The sequence below is a fragment of the Streptococcus infantis genome, assembly GCF_047463615.1.
In the GTDB taxonomy this organism is placed as follows: domain Bacteria; phylum Bacillota; class Bacilli; order Lactobacillales; family Streptococcaceae; genus Streptococcus; species Streptococcus infantis_X.
Window position 1 is genome coordinate 399,520 of the sequence record NZ_JASHDO010000001.1, and the last position, 20,464, is coordinate 419,983.

A 20,464-nucleotide genomic window follows, 5' to 3' on the forward strand; every position below is an offset into this window, starting at 1 on the left:
GACACTAATACCTCTTTGGGTGAAACTTAAGTTCATTCCAGAACAAGTCACTAGACTGTTTGACACCCACAAATCTTTCTATTTTTTTCTTCTTCTAGTATAACAAAAAAAGGGAAGAAGGCAAACTTCCCTGTTTAGTCATTGGATTGATTGTCTTCCCATTCGTGATAAGCAGCGTAGAGCTGGCTTTTGTTCCATTGGTAAATCTTTGCAACTTCCTTAATGGCCTGATTTTTCTTCATACCTTGATGAATGCGGTCCTGTATCTCAGAAAATAAATCCTCTTCATCCTTATCCTCTACTTCTTGACTAGCACCCTCTACAATGAGAAGACACTCGCCCTTAAGTGGTGTTTCAGAAATACTTTCTAGTAACTCTGTAATCTTACCTCGTTGGTATTCTTCATAAATCTTGGTCAATTCGCGAACCAGAACTACTGGACGGTCACCATAAACTTCTAGCATATTCTCCAGTGTATCCGCTACACGGTGAGGAGATTCATAGAAAATCTGGGTCTCTGGATAAGCTTTTTTCGCTTCGAAAAACTGCTTTTGCTGGCCTGATTTTCGTGGTAAGAAACCATAAAAAATGTGAGGTTGTGGTGCTAAGCCACTGGCAATCAAGGCAGAAATCCCTGCACTAGCTCCTGGAACTGTGACAACTGCGATATCTTCTTCAATGGCAGCCTTGACCAAATCATGCCCCGGGTCAGAAATACTAGGCATCCCTGCATCAGATACTTGGGCAAGATTTTGACCTTGTTTCAACAAACCAATCAAATCAGAAATTTTTTCCTTGGCATTATGTTCGTGAAAACTGATTTGCTTGGTTGAAATCTCAAAATGCTTGAGCAAAAGTCCCGTATTACGAGTATCTTCTGCCGCGATCCAGTCAACCTCTTTCAAGGTCTGAATGGAGCGAAAAGTCATATCATCTAGATTACCGATTGGCGTTGCGACTAGATAAAGCTTGCCGTAGGGAGTTTGTCCCTTAAAACTCTTTTGAATCTGCATACTTACTCCCTAAATAACAACTCATCACAAAACATACATTCTGCATCTTGCTCCCGACGTTGACCATAAAAGTCACGACAAACATGAAAACCATCCTCATAAATGCGACGGACATTTTCCCTTACATGTTTCGTTTTGGCTGGAGCTGTCTCCTCAACCTCTCCCAAACGTTCTCTCAGTTTATCATTTTCTAAACGAAGAGCTGTATTTTCCTCTACCAGACTCTTGAGATTTTTCTTGATAGCTTCAACGTCTGCCAAGGTTACCAACAATTGCTGTGAAAAGTCATCTAAAGCATCAAATAATTCTTTTTTATTCATTACAGCCCTTTCTATAATCTATCTTCACTTTAATTTTTTTGTAAAACCAGGTATTCCAAAGCGTTTTGAAAGCTAACATTGGCCCGCCACATTTTTCGAGTTTGGACGAGATTTTGCAAAATGTTCCGAGCAGAAACATTGAGAACCTCTTGACCAGCTAATACCTCTAAAATTCTGAGCACTTGATCTTGCTTTTCTTTATCATCAGCCAAACTCGTTAATTTTGCAACTTGCAAATAGGATTCTTTTTTATGGGCTAAAAGCCACGAAAAGAAACGTTCACTTTCATCTACTAGTGTCCAAAATCCTGCTTGATGCACTAGCTTTTCAGCCTCCGCCTGAGATTGACTAAACTGAGCCAATAACTTAGCTTTATTTTTTACTAAACCAGCCTCTTCAAGCTGTGACATTAAAGTAGACACTTGCTTCTTAAATTGGAAAATCTGTGTCCGACTTCGAATCGTTGACAACATTTGTTCCTCATCATCGGTCAAAAAGAAAATATAAATCTCACTTTGTGGCTCTTCAATAACCTTCAAGAGTGAATTTGCAGCATTCACATGCATTTTTTCTGCTTGCTCGATAATAAAGACCTGACGTTGATTTTCAATACCAGACTGGGAAAATTGACCAACTAATTCTCGAATACGCTCCGTCTTAATGACTTGATTTAGAGGTTTAATTATGGTCACATCAGGAAACTCTTCCTGCTCAATCAATTTACAATTCCGACATTTTTCACAAGGTAAAATATCAGTTTTTTCACTACAAAAGAGACTTTTAGACAAGAAAAGGGCCATCTCTAAATTTCCAAAATTACCTGAAAAGAGATAGGCGTGATTGAGCTGCCCTTGCTCCAAGATATGGATAAAACGTTCAAATTGTAAAGGTTGACAAGCTCTTAATTGCTCTTGCTTCATCTCCTTAATCCCATCCTATCAAAAAGTAGCTGCTGCGTATTTTCAATCACTTGATCAAGTGGTAGGCTAGCATCGATTTTTTCGATGCGATTTCCTTCTCTTTCAATAAGAGAAAGGTAACCTTGACGAACTTTTCGGTGTAGATCCAGACCTTCCATGTCCAAACGATTGACTTCCCGATTACTGTTGGCAGCAATACGTGCCAGCCCCTCTTCGACCTCAATATCAAAATAAAGAGTTAAATCAGGTTTCAGTCCATCAGTCGCAAACTGATTAAGCCAATCAATGGCATCGATATCTAAACCACGCCCAAAGCCCTGATAAGCAACAGAACTATCGATAAAGCGATCCATGATAACCAGTTTTCCAGCTGCAAGTGCTGGTAAGACCTTTTCCACCAAGTGTTGTCGACGACTAGCAATATAGAGGAGAAGCTCAGTCTTAGGATCCATTTGAGTATGACTAGGATCTAGGATAACTTCGCGAATTTTTTCTCCAATTAAGACCCCACCTGGTTCGCGCGTTGTTAAAACTTCTACTCCCCTATCCTCTAATACAGGGATTAGGGCTTCAAGAACGCTTGTTTTTCCTGCTCCCTCTGGTCCCTCAAGAGAGACTAAAAATCCTTTTGACATGTCTGACTCATTTCTATTTTTCTCTCTTCTATTCTATCAAAAAAATGGGGATTTGTGAAAAGCTTTTTTCATTTCCTTCTTTGTAAAAAAAAGAGTGTGAGTTTTAACACTCACCTCTTATTTGCCTAATTCTTGAGTTTTTTTGTAGGCTTGGTTGACAGCATCCATAACGGTTCCTCTAAAAGCATGTTCTTCTAGACTTGCTACACCAGCAATGGTTGAACCACCTGGACTGCAAACTTGGTCTTTCAAGACTCCAGGATGTTGCTGACTTTCTAGGACCATTTGACCTGCACCAACTACTGTTTGAGCCGCCATTTTCAGAGCCATTTCTCGTGGCAATCCTGTCTGAACACCTGCATCCGCCAAGGCTTCGATGAAAAGATAGACAAAGGCAGGACCACAACCTGCAAGCCCTGTTGCTGCATCTATTAAAGCATCGCTTAATTCAACTAACTGGCCAGCCTTGGCTAACAGTTGACAAAATAGTTCATTGTCTTCTGGATGACAATTTGCAGACAAGGCATAGCTAATCACTCCTTGCCCAATAGCAACAGGTGTATTAGGCATAATACGAATAATCCTATGGTGACTTGGAAGAAGACTAGCGAGTTTTTCCAAGGTCAAACCAGCTGCCATGGAAATCAAAAGAAGACTTTCTCGTTTCTCAAGGACTGGCTGATATTTAGAAAGCAGTTCTGAGAACTGTGCTGGTTTAACTCCTAGAAAAATCACATCTGCTTCTGCAAAGATTTCGTCATTGCTAGAAGCCAGACCACCATAATTGGCAATAAAAGTATCCACCTTAGCTTGACTACGATTAGCAAGGAGAATCTGATGACTCGTTTTTGCCTGCAAAACAGCCTTAGCCAAACTGGAACCCATATTCCCCAAGCCGATAAATCCAATCTTCATCTCTTACTCCCTTATCTGTCCATCACCAGTAACCACATATTTGTAGCTGGTCAATTCCTTCAAGCCCATTGGACCACGAGCATGCAATTTCTGAGTTGAAATCCCCATTTCACAACCAAGACCAAATTGGCCACCATCTGTGAAACGAGTCGAAGCATTGACATAAACCGCCGCCGAGTCTACTTGATCTGTAAAGTAAGCTATAGCATCAGCATTTTCAGTCACAATCGCATCCGAATGATGGGTGCTGTGGGCTTCGATATGCTCTACAGCTTCATCAAGACTAGAAACTACTTTTACAGCTAGGACATAGTCCAAAAACTCGGTGTCAAAGTCTTGTGGCTCTGCTGCTATACCTGAAATAAATTGACTAGCTTTTTCATCTAAACGGAATTGAATAGGTTCAAGACCAGCTTCCTTTCGATCGGCAACCAGAACTTGCTCCAAGCGAGGAAGGAAGCTTGCCGCCTTGTCTTGATGAACAAGCAGCACTTCCATGGCATTGCAGACTGAAGGACGACTAGTTTTAGCGTTATTGATAATAGACAGCGCCTTGTCTTCATCTGCATCCTTGTCAACGTAAACATGAACAATCCCTGTACCTGTCTCGATAACAGGCACAATTGCATTCTCAACGACAGCATTGATCAAACCAGCCCCTCCGCGAGGAATAAGAAGATCTAGATAACCCTTAGCCTTCATCATGGCATAACTACTTTCACGGCTAGTATCTTCTACTAATTGAATGACGTCTGGATGAATGGTGGTAGTCTCCAAGCCCTTCTTCAAGGCTGTAACAATAGCATGAGCTGTTTGGTAGGCATCCTTACCGCTACGAAGAACAACCGCATTTCCACTCTTGAGAGCAAGGGCAGCTGCATCAGAAGTCACATTTGGACGACTTTCATAGATAATGCCAATAACACCCATAGCCACACGCTTCTTAGTAATGACCAAACCATTTTCAAGCTGACTTGTTTCTAGGACTTCACCGATTGGATCTGGTAAAGCAACCACATCACGAATGCCTGTTGCCATCGCTTGGATACGACTTGCATCCAAATAAAGACGATCGAGCATAACATCTGAGATTTTCCCCTTAGCCGCTTCCATATCTCGAGCATTAGCCGCTAAAATCTCCTCAGTAGCTGTCAATAAGTGATCGGCCATAGCTAGCAAGGCTTGGTTTTTTACTGTTTCACTAGCAGTATTGATGGTTTTTTTAACTGCCTGTACCAGTTCAAATTGTTCTTGTGTACTTACCATAGTTTACCTCTAAAATTCTGTAAAGAGTAGTTGGATTTCAGGAGTGATAGAAATCCAGTCATCACGATGAATCAGGACTCCCTTGGCTTTTTGAGATCGAAGGACATCTTTCAGTCCCGATGCACCTAGTTGTACTCTACCTTTTCCGAGTGATTTTCCAGTTTCCTTATCAAAAACCGTAACAATATCGCCATAAGAAAAGTTGCTCTCAACATCTACAACACCTGATAAAAGTAGACTTTTACCGTGTTGAGAAAGAGCTTCTGCAGCACCTTTATCAACCCAAATTGCTCCCTGACTTTTGGCATAAAAGGCTAGCCACTGCTTCTGGGTACGGAGCCCCTTCTCCTGTGCAACAAAGAAAGAACCATCAAGAGTTTCTTCAGCTGCTTCAATTAAAGCATCAGGTTTCAAGGATGAACAGATATAAACCGGCACTCCTGACTCTGTTGAGATGGTCGCTGCCTTTATCTTAGTCAGCATACCACCAGTTCCGTTTGAAGATCCTACTCCACCTGCCATATCGATAATTTCACGGTTGATGTTCTCAATTCTCTCCAAACGTTTAGCCCTTGGATCCGAGTTAGGATTTCCAGTATAAAGACCGTCTACATCCGTTAAGAGGACTAAAAGATCTGCCTGCACCATTGCTGCAACCTGGGCACTGAGTGTATCATTATCTCCGACCTTAAGTTCGTCAATAACTACACTGTCATTTTCATTGATAATAGGAATTGCACCACGATTAAGAAGAACTGATAAAGCTTGATGGGCATTTTTATAACGTCGCTTATCGACAAAATCATCCTGAGTTAGCAAGATTTGCGCTGAAACAATCTGTCTTAAGAGCAAATTTGTTGTATATTCTTCCAGAAGCAATCCTTGACCAACCGCCGCTGAAGCCTGCTTATCCGCAATCTTTGTCGGTCGTTTCTTAAATCCCAAGGCTCCAAAACCTGCCGCAACAGCCCCCGAAGATACTAAAATCAGCTCATGACCAGCTTCATGTAGCATTGCAAGCTGCTGTGTGATTGCTTTTACTTTACTGCGAGATAAACTTCCATCTTTATGAGTCAAAGATGAAGTCCCTACTTTAAATACGATACGCTTGTACTTCATATTTTTCTCCAAATTTAATATTTAACCATTTTACCATGATTTTATGAAATTGTAAAAAAGGAACTCTCTCACTCTGACCGCAAAAAAAGAACCTTGCAAAGCAAGATTCTTTTAGTGTCTGACTTAAATAATTGTTCTTCTGGGAACTAAATCGAATTAAGCTTCGATTTCTGTAACCATACCTGAACCAACAGTACGTCCACCCTCACGGATAGAGAATGTAGTACCTTGTTCTACGGCGATTGGGTGGATCAACTCAACGTCGATTGTCACGTTATCACCTGGCATTACCATTTCAGTACCTGCTGGAAGTTCGATTGAACCTGTAACGTCAGTAGTACGGAAGTAGAATTGTGGACGGTAGTTGTTGAAGAATGGAGTGTGACGTCCACCTTCTTCTTTAGTAAGGATGTAAACTTCACCTTTGAATTTAGTGTGTGGGTTGATTGAACCTGGTTTAGCGATAACTTGTCCACGTTCGATTTCGTCACGTTGAACACCACGAAGAAGGACACCTACGTTATCTCCTGCAAGACCTTCGTCAAGTTGTTTACGGAACATTTCAACACCAGTAACAACTGCTTTTTTAGTTTCTTCTTTGATACCAACGATTTCGATTTCGTCGTTGACACGAACAGTACCACGGTCGATACGTCCTGAAGCAACTGTACCACGTCCAGTGATTGAGAATACGTCTTCGACTGGAAGAAGCAATGGTTTGTCAGTGTCACGTTCTGGTTCTGGAATGTACTCATCAACAGTGTTCATCAATTCCATGATGATGTCTTCGTATTTAGAGTCACCTTCAAGAGCTTTAAGAGCTGAACCTTGGATAACTGGAAGATCGTCACCTGGGAAGTCGTATTCTGAAAGAAGGTCACGGATTTCCATTTCAACCAATTCAAGCAATTCTTCGTCGTCAACCAAGTCGATCTTGTTCATGAAGACGATAAGGTGTTTAACACCAACCTGACGTGAAAGAAGGATGTGCTCACGAGTTTGTGGCATTGGTCCGTCAGTTGAAGCTACTACAAGGATAGCTCCGTCCATTTGAGCGGCACCAGTGATCATGTTTTTAACGTAGTCCGCGTGTCCTGGAGCGTCGATGTGAGCGTAGTGACGTTTTTCAGTTTCGTACTCAACGTGCGCAGTGTTGATTGTGATACCGCGTTCGCGTTCTTCTGGAGCAGCATCGATAGACGCATAGTCTTTAGGTTGGTTAACTGCTGAAGGCAAGCGACGTGCCAAAACAGTTGTGATAGCTGCAGTTAGGGTAGTTTTACCGTGGTCAACGTGTCCGATAGTACCAATGTTAACGTGTGGTTTACTACGATCGTATTTTTCTTTTGCCATTTGAGTAAAAGCCTCCAATAAAATATATTTTATAGATAGACAGTAGGCAATACAGTCTAACTTTCCTTACTATTTTATCAAATTTCAGCTAAATTGCAAGTGTTTTACAAAGTTTTTGTGAATTATTCTTATTCTTGCCCTAGTTCCTCTACCAATTTATTTAAAATATCGAGAAATTGGCTTATTTTTAGAAAAAAAGAACCAGATTGGGTCTAGTTCTTTCATTCTGATAAGTACCTTTCTTCTTCTTTTGCTTCCTTGTGATTTTCATACAATTTAGCTAAGAATTTGGAAATCTCTTTTAAAATTGAGTAGGTTGGAACAGCAACAATCATACCTACGACACCATAGATATTACTTGACAACAATAATAGCACGAGAATTGTAATCGGATGAACTTTCATGACTCCACCAACAATTCGAGGGTAGAGGATATTGCCATCCACTTGTTGGACAATCACCATATAGATGACAGCGATAATCATTTTGTGAGGATCTGTAAAAAGGTTAGAGATAATCATTGGGATCAAACCAATACTTGGTCCAACATAGGGAATCAAATTTGCCAAACCAGAGAAAATAGCAAACACCAAGGCATACTTCAATCCGATTACACTATAGCCAATAAAAGCCAAACATCCAATAATGACTGCATCGATTGAAACACCGCTAATATAACGAGCTATAGTGGTATTCAAATTTGTTAATAAACCAGATATATGCAGTTTATCTCGTTTTAGGACAGTCCTCTCAAGCATTGGTAAAAACTTATGTCCGTCTAGCAAGAAGTAAATCAAGAAAACTGGTGTCATGATGATGATCAAGACTGTGCTTACGAGTGCAGATAAAATACTTCCAACACTATTTGTCACGCTATTTAAGATGTTTTGTAAAATATCAACATAAGAGAGATTTAGTTGTTGAACGGTTTGTTGAACATCTATATTTTGAAAGGCTGGATGTTTTGATAATTCTAAGACTAGATCTTGGAGACGACTATAAATATCTTGACTAGAGTTAATCAAGCTACTCAACTGATTGATTAAAATAGGTAAAAGATAGACAACGCCTATCACAATGGTTCCAATTAAGGCGCAAAGGGTTAACAAAATCCCAATTATTCGATTAATCTTGCACTTCTTCTCAAGAAAAATAACAATTGGATTGGTAATGTAATACAAAAATCCTCCCAATAAAAAAGGGATCATAATTGTATTCAGCACGCTTACAAAGGGTGTGATAATAGCACCCATTTCTCTCCAGAGATAGAAAATTAAGGTTATTAATAGGATTTCAGTTGTCCAGAAGAACAATTTATTTCTTCGAAACATAAGTCACCTCCTCTTTTCACTATTTTACCACATTTCAAAAAAGATTGATAACCTTCATCAAAAAATCAAGAATATTTTTTGTCTTTGTGATAGAATAAAGTTACTATGAAGAAATTATTTTTAACCTTAATCACATTATTTTTATTCGGTTCTGCTACCACTGTTTCTGCTCAGGATTTTGATGTGGCTGCAAAACATGCTATTGCCGTAGAAGTTAACAGCGGAAAGATTTTATATGAAAAAGACGCGACTCAACCTGTCGAAATTGCTTCTATCAGTAAAATCCTCACTGTTTATCTAGTCTATGAAGCCTTGGAACAAGGAAAAATCACCCTTTCTACTCCTGTAGAAATCTCAGATTATCCTTACCAGCTCACTACCAATTCTGAAGCAAGTAACGTTCCTATGGAAGCTCGTAACTACACAGTTGAGGAATTGCTAGAAGCTACTCTGGTATCCAGTGCTAACAGTGCAGCCATTGCCCTAGCTGAAAAAATTGCTGGCTCTGAAAAAGACTTCGTTGATATGATGAAGGCCAAACTATTGGAATGGGGGATTCAAGATGCTACCCTCGTTAATACAACTGGTCTTAACAATGAAACTCTCGGCGCTAATATCTATCCTGGTTCAAAGAAAGATGATGAAAATAAATTGAGCGCTTATGATGTTGCTGTCGTTGCTCGCAACCTCATCCTCAAGTATCCTCAGGTCTTAGAAATCACCAAGAAACCTTCTTCAACTTTCGCTGGTATGACCATTAATTCTACTAACTATATGTTGGAGGGAATGCCTGCCTATCGTGGGGGTGTTGATGGTCTCAAAACTGGTACGACTGATAAGGCTGGAGCATCCTTTGTAGGTACTACAGTTGAAAAAGGAATGCGTATCATTACAGTTGTTCTTAATGCTGACAACCAAGATACCAATCCATATGCACGTTTTACTGCAACTTCAGCTCTTCTAGATTATATCTCATCCAATTTTGCTCTCCAAACAATCGTCAATCAAGGAGAAAGCTACCAAGATAGCAAATCTCCAGTTTATGACGGAAAGCAAGATACGGTTACAGCAGTTGCTAAAGAAGATATAAAAATTGTTCAACGTCTCGGTAGTCGAGCACAGTCATCTGTTACTTACACACCTGATAGTACTGAGCATACTGCACCACTTGAAGCAGGAACAGTTGTTGGCCATCTCACTTATGAAGATAAAGATCTAGTCGGGCAAGGTTACATCACTACTGACAAACCTAAGTTTGAAATGGTTGCAGAAAAAAATGTTGACAAAGCCTTCTTCTTAAAAGTTTGGTGGAATCGATTTGTTCGATTTGTTAATGAAAAACTATAAAAAAAATCGCGAAAATCGCGATTTTTTCTTTATTTTATGTGACTTTCAGTCCGTCTCGCTCCGTTAGGTGCGAGACAAAAAAACCACCCGCTATGCGGGTGCGCGTCGAAGGTTATACCAAAAAAACTCCAAACGCGATACAATAAAGGTGTTCAAGCAAATTGTAAAGCGAAAGGAGAAAAATATGGCACAAAAGGCACATAGTTTATCACACACAAAGTGGATGTGTAAATATCACATTGTGTTCACCCCTAAGTATAGACGAAAAGTCATTTATAATCAATATCGAAGTAGTTTAGGCGAAATATTTCATCGCTTGTGTAGTTATAAAGGAGTTGAAATTATCGAGGGTCACTTAATGCCAGATCATGTACATATGTTAGTCAGTATTCCACCGAGGCTAAGTGTTTCGAGTTTCATGGGTTATTTAAAAGGTAAAAGTTCACTTATGATGTTTGACAAACACGCCAACCTCAAGTACAAGTTTGGGAATAGGCATTTCTGGGCGGAAGGTTATTATGTGAGTACAGTAGGACTCAATGAAGACACAATTAAGAAATATATTCAAGAACAGGAAAAGCATGATATAGCACTAGATAAATTGAGTGTAAAAGAATATGAGGATCCCTTTAGGGATAGTGACAAGTAGTACCAAGGCCTCTTTAAGAGGCAAGTGACGAGTCAAGAGCAATGAGGCTTGAACAACGTGAAAGCCAGCGTCTTTAGGCGCTGGCTGGTAATTTGGGCTTATAGCCCTGGGACAAACCACCCGTTAGACGGGTGGTTATGATTCATTTTCAGCTACAGTCGAATGTTTATAGCCATAAGTAAAGTAGATAATAATTCCTATTAACAAGGCAATTCCAAACGCCATCCATGTTTCAAGAGTATACTGAAGCATGAATAAGAGACAAATCAGAATAGATAAGATTGGCAAAAAAGGAACCAGGGGAGTTTTGAACTCGCCCTCTTTTGGCATACCCTTGTCTTTTCTCAGTTTGATGATACCGTAGGCTAGGAGAATAAGATAGGCTAAGGTACAGATATTAAGAAAGGCTGCAATACTTGCTAGCGGGAAGATTCCCGCTGCAATGGCTGAAACAAGACCTGTTAAGATGGTTGCATTCTTTGGAACGCGACTAGTCTTGGTCACTTCTTTAAAGCTTTGAGGCAAGAGTCCATCGCGGGCCAAGCTATAAATCATTCGTGACAAGGCGTAAGTCATTGAAATACATACCGTAATCAAGGTAAAAATCGCAACAAGAGAAACATAATTAGCTGCCCAACCAATACCGATACTTCTCAAAGCAAAAGCCACTGCATCATCTACATTGAGCTTGCTATAATGAACAATCCCTGTCAATACTAGAGTGACTAGTGCATAAAGTATAGTTACAATAGTTAAGGATAAAACAATTCCACGCGGTACATTCTTCTGGGGGCTTTGAATTTCATCAACTGCCATTGAGATGGATTCAAACCCTAAAAATCCAAAGAACATGAGTGAAGCACCTGCCATAATCCCAGTGCTTCCACCATAAATCTGACCAAACCCAAATGGTGCAAAGTCTGACCAATTTTCAGGTTTAATGTACCAAATTCCAACAAGGATAAACAAGGCAAGAGCAGAAAATTTTAAAACTACTAGAATGGAATTAAATCGAAGCGCAGCCTTCGAATTCAATAAGACCAGTCCCGTAACAAGTACTAGAACTAGAATTGGTAGGAGGTCAAGATAGGTCCCTTGCTCTGGATTAAAAGTTCCATTCAAGGCTTGTGGCAAGGAAATTCCATAATGGCTAAGCAACCCCTTAAAATAGGCCGCCCAACCCGAAGCTACACCAGAAACAGCTGTCATAAATTCCATAATAGTCAGCCAACCAGCAATCCAGGCTGGGAATTCACCCAGAATTGCATATAAATAACTATAAGCTCCACCCGTTGCAGGAACACGAGAGGCAAATTCTGCAAAAAAGAGAGCAGATAAGGACACACAGATCGCAGAAATCACGATAGATACCACAAGAGCAGGTCCTGCTAATGTTGCTGCAGCAGTTCCTGTAATGGTAAAGATACCAGTTCCCACCATAGCACCAATTCCCAAAAGAATTAAATCCCATAATTTCAAATGGCGGTGCATTTCCGTTTTAGCTAGACTAACGTCTTTGGTTCTAAAAATATTCATATTTCATCCCCCACTTTATGTGATTGTATTATTTTACCATACAAAAGACTTTTTGTGAATATTTATAAGTATCTTTCGTCAAAAAAACTGAGAGTGGGACAGAAATCGGTAATTCGTTAGAATTCGATTTCGTCGTCCCACCTCCGCACAGTTGAGTATGGCTGTAAAAGCTGATGAAATCAGCGTAGTAGAGCCCACTCAACCACTGCGTCTTGCTCAACAATCCAAAGACAATTGAGAGGCTAGGACTTTTGTCCCAGCCTCAGTTTTTGTTCATAAAGATTATCCAACTGATCCTTCCATTTCGTAGCTAATCAAGCGGTTGAGCTCAACTGCATATTCCATTGGAAGTTCTTTTGTAAAGGGTTCTACAAATCCCATAACAATCATCTCAGTTGCCTCAGATTCTGACAACCCACGGCTCATGAGATAATAGAGTTGTTCTTCAGAAATCTTAGAAACCTTTGCTTCGTGTTCCAAAGCTACTTGCGAGTTGTGAATTTCATTAAATGGAATAGTATCTGATGCTGACAAGTCATCCATGATAATCGTATCACACTCAATGTGAGAAACAGATTTCTTAGAGTTCTTATTAAAGGTTACTTGTCCACGATAGTCTACCTTACCTCCACCTTTAGCGATAGATTTAGAGACAATAGACGAGCTCGTATGTGGAGCATTGTGGATCATCTTAGCACCAGTGTCTTGATGTTGCCCTGCATTGGCAAAGGCAATAGAAAGCATGGTACCACGCGCTCCTTCTCCATCTAAGTATACAGATGGATATTTCATAGTCGTTTTGGCACCCAAGTTCCCATCAATCCACTCAACAGTCGCATCTTTTTGAGCCTTAGCACGTTTTGTAACCAAGTTATAGACGTTATCAGACCAGTTTTGGATGGTTGTATAACGCATATAAGCTCCGTCCAAAGCGAAGATTTCTACAATAGCAGCGTGCAAGCTGTTGCTTGAATAAGTTGGCGCTGTACATCCTTCTACGTAGTGGACGCTTGCTCCCTCATCAACGATAATCAAGGTACGTTCAAACTGACCAGTATTTTCGTTGTTGATACGGAAGTAAGTTTGAAGTGGAATATCTACCTTGACCCCTTTTGGTACGTAGATAAAGGTTCCACCAGACCATACTGCTGAGTTGAGGGCAGCTAACTTGTTATCTGTCGGCGGTACCAACTTAGCAAAGTATTGTTTAAATAAGTCTGGGTATTCCTTGAGGGCAGAATCCGTATCTGTAAAGATGATACCTAACTTCTCAAATTCTTCCTTCATGTTGTGGTAAACCACTTCTGACTCATACTGGGCAGAAGCTCCAGCTAGATAGGCACGCTCAGCTTCTGGAATCCCGATACGTTCAAAGGTTTCTTTAATCTTTTCAGGTACATCATCCCAAGAACGTGCTGGTTTATCAGAAGGTTTTTGGTAGTAGATCAAGTCATCAAAGTCAATCTCTGACAAGTCTGCTCCCCAGGTTTGCATGGGCATTTTTTTGAAGGTTTCATAAGATTTCAAACGGAATTCTAACATCCACTCAGGCTCACCCTTGGCAGCAGATAATTCACGAATAACACCTTCGTTGAGTCCTTTTCCTGTCGATAGGACAGGCTCTACATCATCATGGAAACCAAATTTATATTCACCAAGATCAATTGGTTTTGGTTCTACTCTTTCTTCAGCCATAATATCCTTTCTTTCATTCTTTATTTCTACTGATTCATAAGACAAAAGAAACTTGTCTTACTGATTTTCTTTATTTTCAATTGTTCTTTTGAGAGCATTCCAAGCCAGGGTTGCGCATTTGATTCGTTGAGGAAACTTGGCAACTCCTGATAAGAAAGCTGCATCTCCAAGTTGATCTTGACGCTCATCCTTTTGACCTTGAACCATTTCAGAAAAAATGGTCGCAAGTTCTAAAATTTCTTGCTTGTTTTTTCCTAAGACTGCATCTGTCATCATACTAGCAGAGGCAGTTGAAATCGTACAACCTGAGTTTAGAAAAGCGATATCTTCCAAACGACCTTCATCGTTATACTTGACAGAGAGATTGATGACATCACCACAGGTAGGATTGTTGAGACTGATTTGTTCTGCGTCTTCTAACTTACCTTGGTGATGTGGATTTTTCGAATGGTCCGCTACCACTGCCATATAGAGGCTATCTAGTTTAGAAAGTGCCATTGAAAAACTCCTTTGTTTTTTGTAATGCATCGACTAGCTTGTCGCAGTCTGCCTTAGTATTGTAGATATAAAAACTTGCACGAGCTGTTGCTGGAACGTCCAAATACTGGAGCAAAGGTTGAGCGCAATGATGACCTGCACGAACAGCTACTCCTTCATAATCAAGTGCTGTTGCAAGGTCATGCGGATGAAGATCCCCTAAATTAAAGGCAATGACACCTGAACGTTGAGCCAAGTTCTGCGAACCATAAATGGTCAATCCTTCAATCGCCTGCAGTTTTGGATAGACGTATGAAATCAATTCCTGCTCATGAGCTTCAATGGCATCCATACCAATCTTTTCCAGATAATCCACTGCTGCTGCAAGTCCAATAGCACCAGCCATATTGGGAGTTCCAGCCTCGAATTTCCAAGGCAATTCCTTCCAGCTAGCAGATTGCTCGTAAACAAAATCAATCATCTCGCCACCAAATTCAACTGGTGACATTTGCTCCAGATATTTTTCTTTACCGTAAAGAACACCAATACCAGTCGGACCAGCCATCTTGTGACCTGAAAATGCAAAGAAGTCCACATCCAAGTCCTGGACATCAATCTTCATATGTGGTGTAGACTGAGCACCATCCACCACCATAATAGCTCCAACTTCATGAGCCATTTGCGTGATTTCTTTGATAGGATTAACTACTCCAAGAACGTTTGATGCGTGAGCTAGTGAAACAAATTTAACTTTGTCAGTCAATTTAGCCCGCAAGTCATCCATATCCAGAGCTCCATCTTTGAGATAGACATAAACAAGCTCTGCCCCAGTCTTTCGACAAGCTTCCTGCCATGGAATAATATTGGAATGGTGTTCCATGACTGAAATCAAGACCTTGTCTTCCTCAGTCAAGACTTCCTCAGCAAAGCGCGCTACCCAGTTGAGACTGGTCGTGGTTCCTCTAGTAAAGAGGACTTCCTTTGTCGAACCTGCATTGATAAACTTACGAATGGTTTCACGAGCGGCTTCATAGGAAGCTGTCGCCCGCTCCGCCAAGGTATGAACCCCACGATGAACATTTGCATTGTCCTGCTCATAATAGCGGTTAATCGTTTCCAGAACTGCTAGTGGTTTTTGTGTCGTCGCAGCATTGTCCAAATAGACCAACGGTTCATCATTAACAATCTGGTCTAAAATCGGAAAATCCTTGCGAATCGCTTCTACATCTAACATAGGCTTCCCCTTAGCGTTTTGACAATTTTTCTTCGATAGTTGCAATCATTTCATCACGAACTTCTTTGACTGGAATCTCAACGATAACGGATCCAAGGAAACCACGTACAACCAAGCGTTCTGCAGTGGCTTTGTCCAGTCCACGACTCATGAGGTAGTACATGTCTTCAGGGTCTACTTGACCGATAGAAGCAGCGTGACCAGCAGTTACGTCATTTTCATCAATCAAAAGAATTGGGTTGGCGTCTGAACGAGCCTGATCTGAAAGCATGAGAACACGACTTTCTTGTTGGGCATCTGCTCCCTTAGCTCCTTTGATGATGTGACCGATACCATTGAAGGTCAAAGTTGCTTTTTCAAGGATAACCCCATGTTGAAGGATATTACCGATAGAGTTGCAACCATAGTTAGTCACTCGCGTATCAATTCCTTGTACCTGACGACCACTTGAAAGAGCTACGACTTTAAGGTCGGCATGGCTACCGTTACCAATCAAGTCACTATCAAAATCCGCAACGACATTTCCTTCGTTCATGACACCGATAGCCCAGTCAATGCTTGCATCGTTGCCTAATTTACCACGACGGCTAATGTAGGCAGTGACATTCTCACCAAGACGATCAATTGCAGCAAATTTCACTTGAGCACCAGAACGTGCAATCACTTCAACAGTGATATTAGCAGTCGCCTTAGCACTACCCTCACCGCGTGATTCTAAACGTTCGAGGTAGCTGATTTTAGAGTTTTTACCTGCAATGATCAGAATATGCTTGTTAAATGGCACATCGCTATCGCTGTCTTGATAGAAAATTCCTTCGATTGGTTCAGCAATTTCCACGTTATCAGGAATGTAGAGAACAGCACCACTGTTAAAGTAGGCTGTATGGTAGGCTGCCAACTTATCATCATCGTATTTCACTGATGACATAAAAAATTCTTCTACAAGTTCTGGAATTTCTTCTAGAGCTGAGTGGAAGTCTGTAAAGACCACTCCTTGTTCAGCCAACTCAACTGGAGTTTGTTCAAAAACAGTTTGGGTTCCTACTTGCACCAACTTCAAGTGATTATCTAGAGCTGTGAAGTCAGGAACATTTGCTGATGGCTCACTTTCTGTAATCGTTCCATCACCCAGATTCCAACGGTGGAATTTGACACGCTCAATGACTGGCAATTCCAAACTTTCAATCTTGTCAAAAGCTTTTTGACGGAGGTCTGACAACCAGCTTGGTTCGGCGTGCATTTCTGAAAAAAGTTTAATAGTTTCTTTAGTCATTTACTTCTCCTAAAAGATACGAGGGAATTACAATTCTTCCTTGTAGTCATAGCCAAGTTCTTCAGCTAATTTCGCGTATCCTTCACGTTCCAAACGTGCAGCCAATTCTGGACCACCAGAAAGGACAACACGACCTTCCATCATGACATGTACCACATCAGGTGTTATGTAGTTCAAAAGACGTTGGTAGTGAGTGATAATCATAGCACCAAAACCTTCACCACGCATAGCATTAACACCTTTAGAAACAACTTTAAGGGCATCAATATCAAGACCAGAGTCAATCTCATCCAAAAGGGCGAAAGTTGGTTCTAACATCAAGAGTTGAAGAATCTCATTGCGTTTTTTCTCACCACCAGAGAATCCTTCGTTGAGGTAACGCTCTGCCATTTCTTCTTTCATATTGAGCAATTCCATTTTTTCGTCTAGTTTAGTGATGAACTCGCGAACTGAAATCTTCTCATCATCTTCTTTACCAGCATTCATAGCTGCACGAAGAAACTCAGCATTGGTAATCCCAGGAATTTCTGATGGATATTGCATGGCAAGGAAAAGTCCCATACGCGCACGCTCATCCACTTCCAATTCAAGGATGTTTACACCGTCAAACAAGACTTCACCTTTAGTGACTTCATAGTTAGGGTTACCCATAATAGCTGCTGAAAGAGTAGACTTACCGGTACCATTTGGTCCCATGATAGCTGCAATTTCTCCTGTTTTAAGAGTCAGATTGACCCCTTTTAAAATTTCTTTTCCTTCAATTTCAACATGAAGATCTTTGATCTCTAATACTGACATGATTGTTCCTTTCTTTTTCAAGGCCTTTACAGTGCTTACTAGAAACATACTTGATTTCCTAGAAAATACGGTAAAAGGTCAATAAATATACTTTAATAGTATAACAAAAAAAAGCCTAAAAGGCTTTGATTTTGTCTAGAAGCTAGGAGCTACTTCTTCCCTTGAAAATGATCATCTATAGCGCTCACAATTTTACCCATGATATAGCTGACTCGAAAATTTCTCAGGATTAAAATAGCCCAAAGCAAGGCCATAATATACCGTTGCTCCATGATGGATTCATTAAGGAAATAGGTCTCAGCAGCAGTAAATAAGGCCATGATTATAAATTGTTGTCTGTTCATCGTATTATGTCACAATATCCTTTTAATCTTCTGCTATGGTTACTTTATCCGCTAGAAATTCAAATCCTTGAGGAAGGACAGATTCTTCCACTTCTTCCTTAACTGGTTGACCTTGTGGCGATTTAGCCTTAGCTGAGAAGTCTGCTCTGACTTCTTTCCACTCGTCCATAGATATAGCAAGAATCTCTGGAGAAAAACCAGCTGCTTGACTAAGGATATTGCCAAACACGGTGTTGAGATTATCACGTTTCATGGTCTGGCCAGCATTGAAGTTAGACTCAAATGCAAGAATGGCATGATGTTCATTAGCCGCAACAGGTTGAGAACCAACTAAAAGTGCCTTATCAGGACCTGACAAGCTTTCAATAATTTCACCCCAAGCATTTTGGAGACGAATTAAATTTTGACGGGCTAAATCAGGATTTTCAACAGCTTCTTGAAGAATAGACTGAACCTTATTACGATCTACACGATAAATTGACTTGCTGTTAACTGGACGACTCGGTGTTGGTGTAGTCTGCTTAGGACTCGTATTAACATTTGCCAGAGAATGTTTCAATCGCGCAACTTCTTCTCTAAGTGAGGCTAATTCTCCACTTGTATCATCTGATAATGTTGGTTTTGAATCTATCTCTGCCAAACGAATGGTCATCATTTCAGCATAAATCTTAGGCTGTAAGCTAGCTTTGATATCAGCTAAACTACTTGTCGCAATTCCAATCATTTCAAACAAAACAGCCTGTGAAAGACCTAGGTTATCCTTAAAGAGATCACTATGGTGAGTATTCTCCCCACCAGTTTGGACAATCAAAATATCCCGTAGATACTGCAACAAATCCGTTACAAATCGTGTCATACTTTTTCCGTTATCAAAAATCAAATTAAGATTTTCCAAAGCACGAGTCACATCTTTTTGTGCCAAGGCAGCCACATAATTATCCAAAGCACTTAGACTAATAGTCCCCGTAATTTCCTCAGAAACAGCTGTTGTTAATCTAGCATCTTGAGTCAAGCTCAATGCTTGGTCTAAAATGGACAAGGCATCCCGCATACCACCTTCAGCTCGACGAGCAATAATCTCAACAGCCTCAGAATCATAATCAATCCCTTCCTTTTCTAAAATATGGAAGATATGATCTCTAATATCCTGAGTCTTGATAGACTTAAATTCAAATCTCTGAACCCGAGATAAAATGGTTGCAGGAATCTTATGAAGCTCTGTCGTTGCTAGGATAAAGACAACATTTGGAGTTGGTTCCTCAAGAGTTTTCAAAAGAGCATTAAAGGCACCAGTTGAAAGCATATGAACCTCGTCAATGATATAAACCTTATAGTGGGCAACACTCGGAGCATAGGTCGATTTATCACGGATGTCACGAATTTCATCAACCCCATTATTAGAGGCTGCATCCATTTCGATAACATCCTCCAAACTACCATTTGTAACCGCCTGACAAACGTAACAGTTATTACAAGGTTCTCCCCCTACTTGATTAGGGCAGTTCATGGCCTTAGCAAAAATTTTAGCTACACTGGTTTTTCCAGTTCCACGAGGCCCTGAAAAAAGATAGGCATGGCTGATCTTTTCCTGCTCTACAGCTTGTTTCAGAGTTTTTGCAACAATTTCTTGGCCTACTAACTGGGAAAAGGTTTGACTTCTATATTTTCGATAAAGGGCCTGATACATTACGCTTTCTCCTCAAACATTGAAAAATTCCATTCGGTTTTCTCTAACAAAATAGCAACAAACTCTTCTAGATACTTCTGATCCATTTCATCATAATCATCGGCAAGAGATGAATCCAAGTCTAAAACACCCAGAAGTTGTCCATCTTTAACCATTGGCACAACAATTTCACTACGAGCACTACTATCGCAAGAAATATAGTTTGGATAGGTCTTTACATCACCAACAATAACTGTTTGACGACTAGCTGCCGATTCGCCACAAACACCTTTTCCAAGAGCGATTCGTACACATGAAACTCCACCTTGAAAGGGTCCCAAGATCAGTTCATTCCCATTAAATAGATAGAAACCTGCAAAAACAGTATTGGGAAAGCTTATTTTTAGCAAAGCACTAGCATTAGAAAGATTAGCCAACACATTGGGCTCTCCTTCTAAAAGATAAGAGAGCTGTTCATTTATTATTTGATAAAGTGATTCTTTTTCTGAATATAACATAAAACCATTATATCAAAAAATGCTAGTAGAAAAAAGAAAAATCCCTTGTTTTAAA

20 protein-coding genes are annotated in these 20,464 nt (G+C 40.3%); 2 read left to right on the forward strand and 18 right to left on the reverse strand.

The annotated features are described in order from the left end of the window. Positions 1-134: 134 nt before the first annotated feature. The 9 genes from rsmI to QM874_RS02045 form a co-directional block, all read right to left on the reverse strand. Positions 135-1,013, reverse strand: a complete 879-nt coding sequence (gene rsmI, locus QM874_RS02005) for a 16S rRNA (cytidine(1402)-2'-O)-methyltransferase (protein ID WP_075230503.1) — start codon at positions 1,011-1,013, stop codon at positions 135-137. Positions 1,014-1,015: 2 nt separating this feature from the next. After that, positions 1,016-1,333: a DNA replication initiation control protein YabA gene (gene yabA, locus QM874_RS02010; protein WP_001034369.1), complete on the reverse strand. Its 318-nt coding sequence runs from the start codon at positions 1,331-1,333 to the stop codon at positions 1,016-1,018. A 29-nt stretch (positions 1,334-1,362) separates the two neighbouring features. Then, on the reverse strand, positions 1,363-2,253 hold the full coding sequence (locus QM874_RS02015; RefSeq protein ID WP_414316006.1) for a DNA polymerase III subunit delta': 891 nt from the start codon (positions 2,251-2,253) through the stop codon (positions 1,363-1,365). Beyond that, positions 2,250-2,888, reverse strand: a complete 639-nt coding sequence (gene tmk / locus QM874_RS02020) for a dTMP kinase (RefSeq protein ID WP_414270202.1) — start codon at positions 2,886-2,888, stop codon at positions 2,250-2,252. Before tmk ends, QM874_RS02015 begins: the two co-directional genes overlap by 4 nt. A 117-nt stretch (positions 2,889-3,005) precedes the next feature. After that, positions 3,006-3,803, reverse strand: a complete 798-nt coding sequence (proC, locus tag QM874_RS02025) for a pyrroline-5-carboxylate reductase (RefSeq protein WP_414270203.1) — start codon at positions 3,801-3,803, stop codon at positions 3,006-3,008. Positions 3,804-3,806: 3 nt separating this feature from the next. Further along, positions 3,807-5,069 carry a glutamate-5-semialdehyde dehydrogenase gene (locus QM874_RS02030; protein ID WP_414270204.1) on the reverse strand — a complete coding sequence of 421 codons (1,263 nt, stop codon included), beginning with the start codon at positions 5,067-5,069 and terminating at the stop codon, positions 3,807-3,809. A gap of 9 nt (positions 5,070-5,078) precedes the next feature. Next, entirely contained in the window at positions 5,079-6,188 is a 1,110-nt protein-coding gene (gene proB, locus QM874_RS02035; RefSeq protein ID WP_414316007.1) for a glutamate 5-kinase, read from the reverse strand. 156 nt (positions 6,189-6,344) lie between these two features. Beyond that, complete coding sequence (gene tuf, locus QM874_RS02040; RefSeq protein WP_001040718.1) at positions 6,345-7,541, reverse strand: elongation factor Tu; 1,197 nt, start codon at positions 7,539-7,541, stop codon at positions 6,345-6,347. 221 nt (positions 7,542-7,762) lie between these two features. Next, positions 7,763-8,872, reverse strand: a complete 1,110-nt coding sequence (locus QM874_RS02045; protein ID WP_414316008.1) for an AI-2E family transporter — start codon at positions 8,870-8,872, stop codon at positions 7,763-7,765. A gap of 105 nt (positions 8,873-8,977) precedes the next feature. Here QM874_RS02045 and pbp3 point away from each other — a divergent pair, with 105 nt between their 5' ends. Continuing rightward, on the forward strand, positions 8,978-10,219 hold the full coding sequence (pbp3, locus tag QM874_RS02050) for a D-alanyl-D-alanine carboxypeptidase PBP3 (RefSeq protein WP_414316009.1): 1,242 nt from the start codon (positions 8,978-8,980) through the stop codon (positions 10,217-10,219). Positions 10,220-10,403: 184 nt separating this feature from the next. After that, positions 10,404-10,868, forward strand: coding sequence for an IS200/IS605 family transposase (gene tnpA / locus QM874_RS02055; protein ID WP_414316010.1), 465 nt, complete (start codon positions 10,404-10,406; stop codon positions 10,866-10,868). A gap of 135 nt (positions 10,869-11,003) precedes the next feature. Here the strand turns inward: tnpA and QM874_RS02060 are convergent, their stop codons facing one another. The 9 genes from QM874_RS02060 to QM874_RS02100 all read right to left on the reverse strand — a co-directional run bounded on the left by QM874_RS02060 (position 11,004) and on the right by QM874_RS02100 (position 20,409). Next, a complete protein-coding gene (locus QM874_RS02060) occupies positions 11,004-12,404 on the reverse strand; it encodes an APC family permease (RefSeq protein WP_414316011.1) in 1,401 nt (466 codons plus the stop codon). A 282-nt stretch (positions 12,405-12,686) separates the two neighbouring features. Beyond that, entirely contained in the window at positions 12,687-14,099 is a 1,413-nt protein-coding gene (gene sufB / locus QM874_RS02065) for a Fe-S cluster assembly protein SufB (RefSeq protein ID WP_049549257.1), read from the reverse strand. 57 nt (positions 14,100-14,156) lie between these two features. Next, complete coding sequence (sufU, locus tag QM874_RS02070; protein WP_414316012.1) at positions 14,157-14,597, reverse strand: Fe-S cluster assembly sulfur transfer protein SufU; 441 nt, start codon at positions 14,595-14,597, stop codon at positions 14,157-14,159. Then, positions 14,584-15,810, reverse strand: a complete 1,227-nt coding sequence (locus QM874_RS02075; protein WP_414316013.1) for a cysteine desulfurase — start codon at positions 15,808-15,810, stop codon at positions 14,584-14,586. The genes sufU and QM874_RS02075 overlap by 14 nt, the downstream gene beginning before the upstream one ends. Positions 15,811-15,820: 10 nt before the next feature. Then, positions 15,821-17,083, reverse strand: coding sequence for a Fe-S cluster assembly protein SufD (sufD, locus tag QM874_RS02080; protein WP_414316014.1), 1,263 nt, complete (start codon positions 17,081-17,083; stop codon positions 15,821-15,823). Positions 17,084-17,110: 27 nt separating this feature from the next. Then, positions 17,111-17,881, reverse strand: a complete 771-nt coding sequence (gene sufC / locus QM874_RS02085) for a Fe-S cluster assembly ATPase SufC (protein WP_000114489.1) — start codon at positions 17,879-17,881, stop codon at positions 17,111-17,113. Between the two features lie 149 nt (positions 17,882-18,030). Beyond that, entirely contained in the window at positions 18,031-18,225 is a 195-nt protein-coding gene (locus QM874_RS02090; RefSeq protein WP_414316015.1) for a DUF3272 family protein, read from the reverse strand. 22 nt (positions 18,226-18,247) lie between these two features. Further along, complete coding sequence (gene dnaX / locus QM874_RS02095; protein ID WP_414316016.1) at positions 18,248-19,912, reverse strand: DNA polymerase III subunit gamma/tau; 1,665 nt, start codon at positions 19,910-19,912, stop codon at positions 18,248-18,250. After that, positions 19,912-20,409, reverse strand: coding sequence for a GAF domain-containing protein (locus tag QM874_RS02100; RefSeq protein WP_414316017.1), 498 nt, complete (start codon positions 20,407-20,409; stop codon positions 19,912-19,914). The genes dnaX and QM874_RS02100 overlap by 1 nt, the downstream gene beginning before the upstream one ends. Between the last annotated feature and the right edge of the window lie 55 nt (positions 20,410-20,464).